Below are 13,028 nucleotides of genomic sequence, written 5' to 3'. Positions count from 1 at the left end.
TAAATCCGTCAGGACGAATCCCGGGTTGGTATGGCAGTCTTCGTTTCGTTGTAAAAAGCGCAAAGGCTCTCCGCCAGCCATACCGATCCGGATCTCGCGCTACGGATTGTTCAGACACGCCCCAGGACCTATCGGGCCATTCTATTTTTCCGGTAGAGAAAAAGGAGACGGTTGGGATCCCCTCTTAGAGAAAAGATCAGAGGCCATTCTCCTCCGATCTTCCCCTTCGCGTATACTTTTTATAAATTGCCGGCGGGATCACTCGCCATTGTTTTTGTTTCCATACCAGCTTTTGTTTTTTTGTATCAGTTCATTATGCTCTTGATCCCAGTAATCGATTTTCGTGGTGTAATAATAATTCATAATGCATTTGGGGCCATTCGGACCATGCTCATCGTGAGGCAAGCCAAAGTTGTGGGAAAGTTCATGCTGGAGCACTCGCCAGATGGCATCTGCGTTCATATCGGCAGTAATACTGACTCCGGTTCCGTTTTGAGGCCCCAACCAAGCGATCCCGCCGTAGTTAAAACGAGGATCTTTGGTAAAACCGATGACAAAATCATACGAACCGTGATACTGACCCGATTGTGAAGTGAGATCGTTTAACAGCTGCTCCCCATTCCCACCATTTGAATCCCATTCCATAAAGCCTTTTACTTGGATGTCGATATCGTGATCCCGGTTGAAAGCCTGATCGGCTTGTTCCACGATCTTAGCGGTTTGATCTTGCCAATCGGGATAGGCACTTCGGTATTCTTCATCCACTGCAATAATTGCGGTTAAAACGTGACTTCCCGGACTTTGGGGCTCAATGGATGCGTTTTGGCCTTCTCCAATGTTTTTTTCCAGTGTATGCCGGCCGATGACGTTTCCATTTTTGTCGTGCACCTTCGCAATACTGCTTCTTTCGATAGTAGGTTCTTCCTCTAAGGTCCGCTTTCCGATTTCGGCTCCCTCAGGCAAAGGATCTGCGATCATATCCTCGTTTTTTGATATGGGGGAGACTTTTTCTTCCGTATGTTCTTCTGATCGATCTTGGAAGAGCCTTTCAAAAAACCCCAACAAGGATTGCGCAATGGAGCCGTCGGATTGACCGGAAGCATAAGCAGTCGATATGCCGATGTTGCTGCTTATTAACAAACTAATGGTGACGACTACGCATAACCACAGGCGATTTTTCATCTCTATCTCCTCCTATTTTACCGAATATTCAGGTTATTATTTTTATTCAGATTCCTGTTGGCCCAAGTTTTTCTTTTGACAAGATCTCTTTTTATACCGGTATTCTTATAGTCCCTCCCTTCGAAAAGGCATTCACTAAATAGTAACGAAATGATATAAAAAAAGATTCCTACTGCAAAAAATAAAATGATTTAATTTACGTTCGTTTACTTTTTAATGGAACAACAAAACCATCCCGTCGATGGACAAGATGGCTTCTCTTAATGTCGATTGAAGATTTCAAACTTCACAGTCTCCACCCACTACATGTAAAATAATCACTCCAAAACCGCTTTTACCATGTCTCGGGTATGAGGGTGACGATTATCTTCCAAAAGGTCCTCCGATACAAATACATCGACCAATTTCCCGTCTTTCAGAACTGCAATCCGGTCGCTCATAAACCGGACGGAAGCCAGTTCGTGGGAAATAAACAAATAGGAGAGTTTCAATTCATCCTTTAACTCTTTCAGCAAATTCAAGATTTGTGCTTGAATGGAGACATCCAGGCTGGAGGTGGGTTCGTCGCAAACGAGAAGCTTCGGTTGCAAACTGAGCCCCCGTGCAATCGCCACACGCTGCCTCTGTCCGCCGCTGAGCTGATAAGGGTATCGATCCATCAACTCCGGGCCTATTCCCACTTTGTCCAGCAATACAGCAGCCATGTTTCGACTGGAATCCCTCACACCGCTCAGAAAAGCGGGCACCACCTCCGGATAATTTTCAAGGGGTTCCACGGCTGTCTTCCAAATGGGCAGCCGCGGGTTTAACGAAGCCGTCGGATCTTGAAACACGACTTGCACCTGTTTGCGGGCATCCCTCAAGGCGCGACCTCTGAGAGCATGGAAATGCACTCCGTTTAAAATGATTTCCCCCTGATCCGGTTTTTCCAGACCTAGAATCAATTTGGCCAGCGTGCTTTTTCCGCTTCCGCTTTCCCCCACCAAACCCAGGCATTCGCCTTCTGAGATGGTGAACGAAACATCCGCCAACACCGGACTGTCATCGCCATATGCCAGACTGAGTTGTTTGACCTCCAACAGCGGCTTCACGAATCTCTTCTCCTCCTGTATGTAACATGTGACAAGCAGCCAAGTGCGTCTTTCCGATCGCAGTCATCGCAGGCACATGTGTACACGGTTCGATCCGAAACGGGCACCGAAGTGCAAATGGACACCCCTGATCGGTAATCGCTCCCGGTTCTCCCGGGATCACGGTCAATTTCCCGGGTATCCGCGCGGTAACGAGCGGCCTCGCCTGCAGCAGCATCTGTGTATAGGGATGCTGCGGATTGGAACGGATGCTCTCCGTCGGTCCCGATTCCATCAAACGTCCTCCGTACATCACCGCCATACGGACGGTCCGTTTCAGCACATGGCCCAAATCGTGAGAAATAAACAAAACGGCGCAATGGGTTTCTTTTTGGAGCCGTGCCAGCAAGTCCATCACTTGTTTCCCATTAAGCACATCCAGAGCTGTCGTAGGTTCATCCGCTATGATCAGAGACGGTTTCATCATTAATGCCGCCGCCAAAGAAGCCCGCTGCAGCTGACCTCCACTCAGTTGAAACGGATAGCTTTCGTACACGCGGTCTGCCGGAAGTTGTACTCGATGCAGCCATTCTAGCGCAATCGCCTTCGCTTCTTGTAAAGGGACAGATTCATGACTGCGAACCGCTTCAACGAGCTGCTTGCCAATTTTTAAAAATGGTGTGAAGCTTCCCTGGTAATTCTGAAACACGTAGGCGATCTTCTTGCCTCGAAGACGCCTTCTCTCTTTTTCCGATAGGGAAGCCAGATTGGTGCCATTGAGAGATATCTCACCATCGGTGACCCGCAGGGTCTTGGGCAACATTCCCATAACAGCAGCTGCCGTCACGCTTTTCCCGCTTCCGCTTTCCCCCACCAACCCCATCATTTCGCCGGGGTAGATGGAAAAACCAACTTCTTTCACCAGTTCCTTTACAATTTTTCCTTTTCTGTTCACGGATGCAATCGTCAGATTGGATAGTTGTAGAACCGGAGCAATCGAACGGGTCCAGTCATTCACCGTCACAGATTCCGCCTTTTCTACATACTCAGCCGTTGTGGACATGGTGTACCCCCCTGAATCTTTGAACAGCCGTTTCACGTTGTCAAACCTTTGTTTCCAGTGCATCCCGAAGTCCGTCTCCGATCAGGTTGCAGGAGAGTACGACCAGAAAGATCGCCGCCCCAGGATAGATCATCAATTCCGGAAAGGTTTGAAAGTACGATCGGCCATCATTAAGCATCGCCCCCCACTCCGGAGCGGGCGGCTGGGCTCCCAGACCCAGATAGGAAAGGGACGAAATCGTCAAGATGACCTTGCCGACATCCAATGCAGCCAGAACCAGCACCGGAGAAACAATGGATGGAAGCAAATGCCGGCGCAGCAGCTTCCATGTTCCGCACCCGCCCACTCTTGCCGCCAATACGTACTCTTTTTCCCGTTCCGATAAGACAATCCCTCTGACAATCCTCGCGTAGCCAATCCACTTCACCAGCACGACGGACAACATCAGGTTGGTTAGGCTCGGACCGAGAAAGCCCGCCACGGCAATCGCCAGAATAAATTCGGGAAATGCGTTTAATCCATCCACGACACGCATCGTGATGCTATCAAACCGTCCGCCTACATAGCCGGACAATAGTCCGACCGGAATGCCGATCAACACGACGGTGACTACCACAACAGCCGTAATTCCCAGCGTTGCTTGCGCACCTACGGCAAGTCTGGAAAAGAGGCAGCGCCCCATGTGATCCGTTCCCAGGGGATATTTGAAACTGGGAGAAAGGAGTCGTTCCTCCATATTCACCGTGATGGGATCATTGGGCACCAGAAAGGGGCCGATCCATGCCACCAAAAGAATGGACGCCAGAATGCCCATTCCGATCAACGGCATCGGCTCGAAAACCATATTCCGAAAGCGGCTTCGGACAGCGGGCATTCTGGCTGTACCACTCATTGCGTTCATTGGGAAGCCTCCTGACCAAGCCGAATCCGGGGATCAATCAGACTGTAAGACAAATCGACGAGCAGATTCATCACCACGACAAAAACACCGGAAAGCAGCACATATCCCTGAATAACCGGATAGTCTCGTCCAAAAATCGCCTCCACCGCCAGACTGCCCAGTCCCGGCCATGAAAACAGAACTTCGATAACAACCGATCCCCCCAGCAGATAACCGATACTCATCCCGAAGACGGTAACGACCGGCAGCAATGCCGCCCGAAAGGCATGCCGCCACAAGATGCGCCACTTTCGAACCCCTCTTGCCCTCGCTGCCCGGATATACTCTTGCGACAGACTCTCCAACAGCCCTGCCCGCAATAAACGCGCGTAGACAGCCGCTAAGGAAAAGCCCAGGGCGAAGGAAGGAAGAATCATCTGCGCGAACGTTCCCATCCCCATCGATGGCAACAACTGCAGTTTATAAGCAAAGAAGTAGATCAAGAGCAATCCGAACCAGAAGCTGGGGATGGAGGCACCGATCAGGGCGAGCAATCGGCTGAGTTGATCCGGCCATCTCCCCGGATAACAAGCGGCAACCACTCCAAGCGGTACAGAAATCAACATCATCACCGCCAGTCCTCCTCCTGTGAGCTGGAGGGTAACCGGCAACCGTGACATCATCTCATCCCACACCGGCTCGCCACTCAGGTACGACTGACCGAAATCCAACCGAAACAGCCCCAGCAACCACTGACTATATTGAATAAGAAGAGGCTGATCGAAGCCAAGCTCTTGACGGAGCTTGGCTTCATCGGCCTCTGTGACCGTGATTTTATCCGCTTGCAGGATCGCCAACACCGGATCTCCCGGTGCCAGCTTCATAAGGGCAAATGTGAATACCGATAAAAACAGCAAGACACCGACCAGTTGAACCAGACGCCTTTTTACGATCCGCAGCATCGCTATTTCACATCCATCGTATGCGTGAGGACGTAATACTCCTCCCCGCCCGGCGTCCATCCGACGATACGTTTGTTCATCCCGACGATGATGTCCGGATGCACCCCGTAGCTGTGCAGCACCTCCCGGTTAACCACCGTAACCGCCTTCCGGGTCAACTGTATCCGTTTGTCGCTGTCGCTTGTGCCATTTAATTCTTTGACAATGTCATTCAGTTCCGGATTGTCGATTTTCCCTTGATTTAACGCCCCTTCCGGTGTGAGCGCAGTGTTCAGAAAGTAGCCGCCGTCACCACGCGGCGCCGTCAGATTGCTGTAGGTGGCCAAATCCCAGTCATTATTCTCTTTCAAGTAGCTGTCTACGTCCTCCACCGTTTTGATGCGGATCGTAACCCCAGCCTTGGCGGCATCGGACTGCAACAGCTGTGCCATAAGCGGAAGCTCCGGTCTCGCCTCGTATGTAATCACCTCCAGCGTCAGCGGCTTCCCGTCTTTCATCAGCTTGCCGTCTGCTCCTTCTTTATAGCCGGCTTTCTTGAGTAATGCTTTTGCCTGATCGGTGTCCAGTTTGACGACCGGTTCTTCACTCCCAATGGGCAAACGGTCGTGAAAGGGACCATTGGCTGGGACGGCATGGCCCTGCATGATGTCTTTCGCCACACTTTCACGATTGAGCAGATGATTGAACGCTGTTCTGACCTTTCGATCTTGCATCAATGATTTTTGCTGATTGTACAAGATAAAATGTGACCTCAAACCAGCCACGGATTCAACCTTCAAAGAATCGTCTTTTTCGATGGCATCGATACTTTCAGCCGGAAGGTTGTAGGCGATATCCGCTTCCCCCGATTGCAAGGCAAGGGCTCGAACATTGGGGTCCTCGTTAAATGTGATCGTCGCTTCCTTCAGTTTCGGTTTACCCGCCCAGTAATCGTCAAAACGTTCCAGCTTCACTCGTGTGTTCGGTGTAAACTGGGTCACCTTGAACGGACCGGTGCCCACCGGGGCACGATTGAAGGCCTTCTTCCCCATTTCCTCCTCCGCTTTTACATGAACGACGGAAGCATACGGGTTGACCAGTTCCGACGGCAGTGATGGATGCGGCTCTGTGGTTTGGATCGTCAGCGTTTGACCGCTGGCTTCCATCGATGCGATCTTTAACGCACCGGCCAGTGCCTCACTGTCTGCAATGCCTCTCTCAAAAGAAGCTTTAACGGCAGCCGCGTCCACTTTTGCCCCGTCATGGAAGGTGACATCGTCGCGAATGGTAAACACCCAGGTTTTCTCATCTTTTGCTTTCCAGTCGGTTGCCAGCCATTCTTGTATTTGTAGATCTTCATCCAATCTCAGCAACGTTTCCGTTACACCCGCACGTAATGGCGTAAAACCGTTGTGCGGATCCAAATCGCTGGATTTGAAGCTGAATAGAAGGGATACTTTTTTGCCCTGATCGGCTGAATCGGTTCCCGTAACCGCACAGCCTGCTGTCAGGAATGATAATATACCTACCAGCAGGTATAAAAACGCCTTTGATAGAAATTTGCTACCCGACATGTTTTCGATCTCACCTTTCCTCTATTAATCGAAATCATTACGATTTATATATACACATCTTACCAATCTCCGCACAGTTGGTCAATCGCAATTATGTACATATGTACAATTGTTATCCAGTTGGATTAGCCTCCTCCCTACTCATATCCTCTTTCAATCCTTACAACGAAATTGTTACGATTTTGCCAGTTTCGCTTTTTCCATTTGTGGTCTTTGTTTTTTCCATGACAGGGCCACGCAAGCAGAAATGATGCAAATCCCTCCCAAAATCGTCACGATATCCGGCACTTCCGCCCAAAAAACAAACCCCCACAAGGCGTTAAACACAATTCCAATATAGCGGGCCACCGATACGACCGCCGCATTCTCGTGGGTGAACGCTTGGGTTAGGAATACTTGCCCCAACAAGGAAACCACCCCGATGCATACAAGATAGAACGATTCCAGCGGCGTCGGTACCACAAAGGTATTCCACATAAGCGGGATGGACACCATCGTCCCCGTAGCCAAGAAATAAAACACAATTTCGTATGTATGGTGTTTATCACTCAAATAACGGACCGTAATCGCCGCCCCCGCCGCAAACAACGCACTGAGTACCCCGATCAGCGCATAGATGGAGTAAGTGGAAAAGTGAAAGGGCTTCACCAGCAAAACGACACCCAAAAAAACCAGAGATACTAATAAAATTGTCTGTTTAGTCATTTTTTCCTTCAAGAGAACGACTGAGAGAATAATCACAAAAACGGGTGATAAATGGGCCAAAATACTGGCATCTGCCAACGGGATCTTGGCAATCGTATAAAAATAGGCAAGCAGATAAAGAGCACCAAAAACTCCCCGCAAGACTAGCAGGGGAACCCCTTGCGAAGAAAAAGTCACGTTGCTGTATCTCATCATGAAGTAGATCATCATCGTCCCGATCAGACTTCTAAAAAACACAATCTCAGCGGTAGGGATGGACAAACTGACCGCCTTTACAAGGGCGTTCATCACACTGAATACGAGGGAAGATAGAATCGCTAGAACGACACCGTTTTTCATTTTTCCATCCCCATTTCACTCCATATGGCATCGACGTCATTGGATGAGGGTTCGGCAATTTGCTCCGGGTAAAAAGAGTCTTTTCCCTGCTGTTTTATAAATGCATGGTACTTCTCCTCAAAGCACCGGATCAGCTCCAACGTTTGCGGCATCAGGATGTTCATTTTTTGGGCCAAGCCGTAAAGGAGCTTCAAATTTTTATAGTCTTCATAAGGAACCCGCGGAATCACCCACTTTCCATTCCGGTCCCGATACACTTGCTTATAGGGAACAGCGGAAAAATCGAAATATCTCCCCCTGTCATCCGGTGTGGAAAAGGGATCGATGAGAATCGAAGTGTAACGGATATATAGAAGGTATTCTTGTGTGATTGGCTCTTGTTGGACAAAGGTCTCAATATCGGAACGGGAAAGTGTCTTTTCCAGAACAGGATAGTTGTCATCATTTAGAAACTTTAAAAGGTTGATCGGATTTGCCCCCATCTGTTTAATCACTGCGGAAATTTCTTTCCAAAGCAGGACCATCGTATGTATCGAATGTTGAGAGACAGGTCCCTCCGGATAAATTTTGTACATATACTTGTTTGATTTTTGATGGCTGAAAATCTCATTTAACGAAAACGGGTTGATAAACAAGGGGGGATGAACATAAGTCGTCACATTTCTGCTCTCCGCCTCAATCGGTTGGCGCACCACGGTGCATCGGATGCCGAGGCTTTCGATAAAGGCCTTGACATGAGAAACGGCCGTGCTCTCTTTTTGGCTGGAAGCCACATACAGATGCTTTTTTAACGCTTTTGTGAAGCACGACACCATGCTCGGCATTCCGGGTTCAAATTTTGTAGCGGCATAATAAGTGGAAAGACTGATTACATCCAGGCTCTCTTTTACTTTTCCAAGGCGGCTGTTGACCAATAGATTGGATCCCGGACCCGGGGAAATCAAGAGGATCGTCTTCACCGCTTTCCATGAATCCAACTTTAAATCATCGATGATGGACGGGTAACTGTCGCTCGGTGTGCAGAAAATGACTGTTTGCCAGATATCGTCGATCTGGTCGTAACCTTCATAGAAGTGTGTTAAGGTCGCCTTGCCGGAGAGGTGACCGGCCTTTTCCCCTTGCACTCTCGCTGTGAGATTGAAACCGTTCTTTTTCAGTTCCTCTTTCATCCTGTCGGAATGGGCACCTTTTCTGTTGATCAGCCCCAAACCCTCACACCAGCCTCGAAAGATATGTACCGCTACTTGTATCGCCGCCGGACCTGCACCGACGATCAATGTATGGCCAAAAGGCGACTCATAAGCGGGCTTGGAATCGATACCTGTATACGCTGCCGTATTATTCATCGCACCATTCCTTCCTTTCTCCGGACACCTTCATTTTCGGTTTTAACAAGCGATTTCGATTTCTCCAATATCAACGTGTCGTAGATGTTTTTCCGTTGATGGATTTCGGTTTGAACCCAATCCGCCGACAACTTTTCCTCCATGGGATAGTTAAAAATAGACTTCAATCCGTTTCCATATCGAAGGATCACTTTGGTGTTGCTGTTTATTAATCCGATTAAGCTGTCCAACACTTCCCGTTTGTTCTTTACGAGAGAAGCGATAATAATGTGTGTGGCTTCTTTTACAAAAGGCAATTCCTTTATATCCTGGTCGGAAAATTTTACAATTGACCCCAAATTAGAAACGTCGGCCACTTTTTCCGCCAAATTCAGGGCTTCTATATCAATATCCAAGCACATCACTTCCGCACTGGTTTCCTTGGCAATCGTCAGTGCAGAAGTGGGAAAAGCACCCGACCCAATAAAAAGTATTTTTGATTGATGATCGATTAAAAAATGTTGAATTTCTTGTTTCACCGTGTTCGCCAAGGACTCTATGTAATGGCTGATATCCAATTCATTTTTGCATGTGCAGAGGGATTGATATTTTTCCATGTCGCACAGCGCCTCCGCCGATGTTTCCCTTAATCGACCGGAGTGTTCCCTGACTTCCTGATGGCTCCCCCACAAATTCCATTGTTGGATGTTTTCTTCACGGAGGATGAACTGAGAAAGATAATCCAGTCGATCTTTCAGCAGCTCAAAACAATCCACATATTCTTTCGAGTAAATCGTAAGTTCCCTTATTTCGTATTCGAGCGATTTCAAGGAGAGCAAAAAGCCGTATTTTTCTTTCATTTCGTTATCCTCCTTTTCCATAAGGGTTTATCCCTTAATTATCGATTGCCAATCATGCTGGAAAGGGAAGTAAAGTGATAACGATCAATCGTATGGGTATCTATAAATCGTAACAATTACGATTTAAGAGTTACTATAGCATGTTTTTTAAATTGGATCAAGCTCCCATCCACTTTTTTGAAATAAAAAACCCCCTTCCCGATCGGAAAGGGGATTTTGCTTCATAATGAAGATTTGAGGCGGCCATTCTACCCCGCTGGTGCGGAACCGTGCTTCTAACCAACTACCTTTCTTCCCTCTATCATTCCCGTACCTCCTACCCTTTTCATTGATGCCATTTCTCGCTTCTATGAAAAAACCCCCTCTCTTGAGAGAGGGGGTGTCACCGGACTGCCATCATGAAAGACCATAAGTAAACACGTCAATTCTATCCCTACGGATTCATCATAAAGAGTTGTGCCACAGCCATTTCCAAGGTAATGATCGTCAACGTTCCCAATGCTACCAGCACGATTTTTTTAAGTAACCGGCTCTCTTCACTTTGGATTCCTCCGATCGTCGCACCCAAGACAATACGCGATGGATTGGCCATAATGAGGTGAGAGGAGCTGGTATTTTGCGCATATGCGACCAGATGCTCTGATAATCCCAACTGCTGAGCGGTCTGCACCTGTAACTTAATAAACATCGAGTTGGAACCAGTATTGCTGCCTGCCAAAAAACCACCCAGCCCGCCGATCAGGGGAGCCATGTAGAGAAACGCCGTACCAAATACATCAGCAGCAGTCTCGGATAACACCTCAATCATTCCTGCCTGGGACATGATTTCTGCCATAATCACAAAAAACAACGTGGAAACAATCACCGGTGTCCAATGCTTAAACGTGTTTTTTGCACTGGTCCGAATCATGGGAAGACGAATTTGAAAAAGGAAAATGGTAAAACCGCAAGCTAACAGGAGAAAGAATCCGGGCGAGTATAGCAAAGGCAGTGAAAATTGATACTCGGGAAACGATAACACCGCGTGGTTTTTCAGGGCATTTTCCAACACGGGGAAAAGCCGCGAAATAAGGAGCAAACCAATCAAAAAAAGATAGGGACTCAAGGACTTGATTTTTCCATACGCTCTTTCTTCCATGGCTGCCGCCGTCTCTGAACCGGTCACTACGTCCTGTCTCTCCCGGAATACTTGAATCATGATCAACTCTACGCTCAATGCACATAAAGCGCCAAATACGCCCGCCAATTCCACTCCTACATATGTAGTGAAAGCCCATACCGATACACCCAGAGTCGCCGAAGTGATGATCACTTCCACAAATCGGCGTTTTAATCCATCCCAACCACCGGCAAGATAGGCAATCACAATCGCAAAATAGATAAAGGTAGGCAAGGAGAGTAACGCGGTTCCCGTCCCCAACGCCTGCGGGGTGATGCCGGCCAGATTGGCGCCGATCACCGTCCCTGCCGCCAGGGAACCCCAGGGAACGGCACTTAAACTAACCAATGAAATGAGGGTCGCCTTAAATGGCCCAAACCCAAGCGCGATCAGGATAGGAGAAATGACAATGGCAGCCAATCCAAAACCGCTGGCTGATTCAACCAAGGGGGAAAATGCAACGGCCAGAATCAACACTTGTCTGACGGGATCATGAGTAGATTGCGCAACCATCGCTGCAAAGGATCGAATCACTCCTTTTTCATTCATCAAATGAAAAAGGAAGATACCGAACAATAAAAAGTAAGCCACTGTGGAGGTGGTCAACGTCCCTTTGATAAAGGGGAAAGCAAGTTGATCCGTCTGAAGTTGGTAAAAACCAATCCCCACCAGCAGAGCTAAGATACAACCCATAAACCCAGCGCGCACAATCGACTGCTTCAATACAAACAATAGAATCAGAACCGCTATAATGGGAGAAATGGCAAGAAAAACTTCCATCTGTCTCACTCCTTTTATCGATGCGAGAGCGGCTCTTGAGAAACGTTTCCTTCCCCAAAGAGCCGCATGCGTTTTCGCGGATTGATGAACCAATCCGCCATTTTTCAGATCAAGTCCAAGTAGACTCCCGTATTCTGTTCCACTGCTTTCCGGTAAATCGCATAGGCACAAGCAACATCCTCAATGGCCATACCCATGGCATTTAACAAAATAATCTCTTGATCCGTTTCTCTTCCCGTCTTTTTCCCGATGATAATCTCACCTAGTTCAGCATGTAACTGTTCAAATGAAAACGTTCCTTCCAATACCAGCTGATTGATGATTTTCTTCTCTCGATTGCTCTGATCCCAATCATCAACCACCACTTTATCCGCCTTTAAGAAGACTTCTTTTTCAAAGTCCATAATGGAAACATTGCTGATAAACGCACCTTTCTTCAACCAAGAAAAGGGGATATACGGTTTATCCGCCACCGTACAAGTGATGACCACCTCGCCTTTGCTCACTGCGGCATGAGCGGAATCTTCAACCAAAAACCGAACCGCAGGGAATGAAGCCTGTAATCGCCGGATCAGGTTTTGGGCCGCTTCTACACGAAAATCAAAAAGATGAACGCATTGGATATGGTCATACTGCTCCAATAAGGTGCGCAACTGCATATAAGCGATGGGACCACATCCAATACACGATACAGAGCGAAATCCCGAAACCGCCAGATAATCTGCCGCGATCGCCGTTACCGCAGCCGTGCGCATCCCGCTAATCAGGCTTCCTTCCATGACGGCGATGGGATAATGGGATTCAGGATCGTTCAATATAATCAAAGCACTGGCACGCTCCAGGTTTCGTTTCTGCGGATTATCATGCTTGCTGCCCACCCATTTCAGTCCTGCGATGGGGCTTTCCTCGCCGAGGTAGGCAGGCATGGCAATAATTCGATCTGCAATATGCCCATTTTCCCCATACCAACGCAGGTACGGTTTCAGAGGTTGATGAAACCTTCTTCTCGCGTGTGCCGATAATGCTTCGTTCACAGCCTCCATATACAGAGGAGATGATTCTCCTCCCAATTGAACGATATCCGACTGATTTAAGTATAAAATTCGAGTTTGTACCGCATCCATGAACGGGTCCCCTCTCTTCTATTTAT

At 48.2% G+C, this 13,028-nt stretch carries 11 protein-coding genes; all 11 read right to left on the bottom strand.

The window, feature by feature from the left end:
• Window positions 1-258: 258 nt before the first annotated feature.
• Window positions 259-1,182, bottom strand: coding sequence for a zinc-dependent metalloprotease (locus JOE21_RS08260; RefSeq protein WP_309864722.1), 924 nt, complete (start codon window positions 1,180-1,182; stop codon window positions 259-261).
• A 317-nt stretch (window positions 1,183-1,499) separates the two neighbouring features.
• Window positions 1,500-2,273: an ABC transporter ATP-binding protein gene (locus JOE21_RS08255; RefSeq protein ID WP_309864720.1), complete on the bottom strand. Its 774-nt coding sequence runs from the start codon at window positions 2,271-2,273 to the stop codon at window positions 1,500-1,502.
• The gene (locus JOE21_RS08250) at window positions 2,224-3,315 is read right to left on the bottom strand and encodes an ABC transporter ATP-binding protein (RefSeq protein WP_309864718.1); all 1,092 of its coding nucleotides are present in this window, start codon (window positions 3,313-3,315) and stop codon (window positions 2,224-2,226) included. The genes JOE21_RS08255 and JOE21_RS08250 overlap by 50 nt, the downstream gene beginning before the upstream one ends.
• Window positions 3,316-3,355: 40 nt before the next feature.
• The gene (nikC, locus tag JOE21_RS08245; RefSeq protein WP_309864717.1) at window positions 3,356-4,216 is read right to left on the bottom strand and encodes a nickel transporter permease; all 861 of its coding nucleotides are present in this window, start codon (window positions 4,214-4,216) and stop codon (window positions 3,356-3,358) included.
• A complete protein-coding gene (gene nikB, locus JOE21_RS08240) occupies window positions 4,213-5,157 on the bottom strand; it encodes a nickel ABC transporter permease (protein ID WP_309864715.1) in 945 nt (314 codons plus the stop codon). The genes nikC and nikB overlap by 4 nt, the downstream gene beginning before the upstream one ends.
• Window positions 5,158-5,159: 2 nt before the next feature.
• Window positions 5,160-6,710, bottom strand: a complete 1,551-nt coding sequence (gene nikA / locus JOE21_RS08235; protein ID WP_309864712.1) for a nickel ABC transporter substrate-binding protein — start codon at window positions 6,708-6,710, stop codon at window positions 5,160-5,162.
• A gap of 174 nt (window positions 6,711-6,884) precedes the next feature.
• Window positions 6,885-7,754, bottom strand: a complete 870-nt coding sequence (locus tag JOE21_RS08230) for a DMT family transporter (protein ID WP_309864710.1) — start codon at window positions 7,752-7,754, stop codon at window positions 6,885-6,887.
• Entirely contained in the window at window positions 7,751-9,100 is a 1,350-nt protein-coding gene (locus JOE21_RS08225) for an opine metallophore biosynthesis dehydrogenase (protein ID WP_309864708.1), read from the bottom strand. The genes JOE21_RS08230 and JOE21_RS08225 overlap by 4 nt, the downstream gene beginning before the upstream one ends.
• Window positions 9,097-9,939 (bottom strand): nicotianamine synthase family protein, encoded by an 843-nt coding sequence (locus JOE21_RS08220; protein WP_309864706.1) that lies wholly within the window; start codon window positions 9,937-9,939, stop codon window positions 9,097-9,099. Before JOE21_RS08220 ends, JOE21_RS08225 begins: the two co-directional genes overlap by 4 nt.
• 433 nt (window positions 9,940-10,372) lie before the next feature.
• Window positions 10,373-11,878 carry an L-lactate permease gene (locus tag JOE21_RS08215; protein ID WP_309864705.1) on the bottom strand — a complete coding sequence of 502 codons (1,506 nt, stop codon included), beginning with the start codon at window positions 11,876-11,878 and terminating at the stop codon, window positions 10,373-10,375.
• Between the two features lie 104 nt (window positions 11,879-11,982).
• Window positions 11,983-13,002, bottom strand: coding sequence for a 2,3-diaminopropionate biosynthesis protein SbnB (gene sbnB, locus JOE21_RS08210; protein ID WP_309864703.1), 1,020 nt, complete (start codon window positions 13,000-13,002; stop codon window positions 11,983-11,985).
• Window positions 13,003-13,028: the final 26 nt, after the last annotated feature.

Source organism: Desmospora profundinema (assembly GCF_031454155.1).
Taxonomy (GTDB): Bacteria; Bacillota; Bacilli; order Thermoactinomycetales; family DSM-45169; genus Desmospora; species Desmospora profundinema.
The sequence above is the reverse complement of the archived record's forward strand: the minus strand, read 5'-3'. Positions and strand labels throughout refer to the sequence as shown.